Genomic DNA, 1027 nt, shown 5'->3' on the forward strand with positions numbered 1-1027 from the left:
CGAAAAAGGCGGGCGACATGGCGCTGGAGGCCCCCGGCATCGACCGCAAGGATGTCGGTCTGCTCCTGCTCGCCACCTCGACCCCGGACCACCTCCTGCCGCCGAGCGCGCCGCTGGTGGCGCACAGGTTGGGTCTCGAGAATGCCGGCGGTGTCGACCTTGCCGGCGCCTGCGCGGGTTTCATCTACGCCATGATGTTCGCGGACGGATTCGTGCGGCTGCACAACAAACCGGCCATCATCATCGCCGCCAACATATTGAGCCGCCGGATCAACCCGGCGGAGCGGGCAAGCGCGGTTCTGTTTGCCGATGCCGCCGGGGCGGTGGTGCTCGCCCCATCCGACGATCCGGGTCACGGCGTCCTCGGGTGCTCGGTTGCCGCCGACGGGTCAGCTTATGGCCTGATCCAGATTCCGGCGGGCGGCAGCAACCGCCCCTTCTCTGACGAGATCGACATCGCCGAAACGCGCATGACCATCGCCGACGGCCGCGCGGTCTTCACAAAGGCCGTGGAGATGATGAGTCGTTGCTCGGGGGAGGCACTGGCGGCGGTCGGTCTCTCTGCGTCAGATGTGGCTCGCTTTGTGCCGCACCAGGCGAATGCCCGCATCTTCAACGCCGCCGGCAAGGCGCTCGGCATCGAGGATGATCGGATCGTCAAGACCATCGCCGAGTACGGCAACTCGTCGGCCGCCACCATACCGCTGTCGCTGTCGATCGCACACGCCGCCAAACCCATCGAGCCAGGCGACAAGCTGCTCCTTGCGGCGGCCGGCGCGGGCCTCACTGGCGGGGCGCTGGTGGTTGGTTTTTAATTCGGCAGGCTGCGTATTGGTCTGCTTGGCAGGTGGCGTTCGATAAATTTCATCTTGTGCACGCGCCGCAGCGGCGTTGACAGCGCGGCCTCGCATCATCAATCTGCGCCGATCACCAGGGGAGTCCCGGCAAGGGGCTGAGATACTGCTAGAGCGCGCAGTGACCCGTTGAACCTGATCCAGTTCATACTGGCGTAGGGACGGTGCGAGGT

The 1027-nt window shown here is 65.7% G+C and carries 1 protein-coding gene and 1 riboswitch; the gene reads left to right on the top strand.

Translation table 11 applies throughout. The features are described 5' to 3' along the window. Positions 1-815: 3-oxoacyl-[acyl-carrier-protein] synthase III C-terminal domain-containing protein (locus EOA60_RS34540; protein WP_128312711.1), on the top strand; the 815-nt coding region annotated here is incomplete at its 5' end. 107 nt (positions 816-922) lie between these two features. Then, positions 923-1027: riboswitch (TPP riboswitch) on the top strand. This riboswitch is flagged as partial in the annotation.

The organism is Mesorhizobium sp. M1A.F.Ca.IN.020.06.1.1 (assembly GCF_004023265.1).
In the GTDB taxonomy this organism is placed as follows: Bacteria; Pseudomonadota; Alphaproteobacteria; order Rhizobiales; family Rhizobiaceae; genus Mesorhizobium.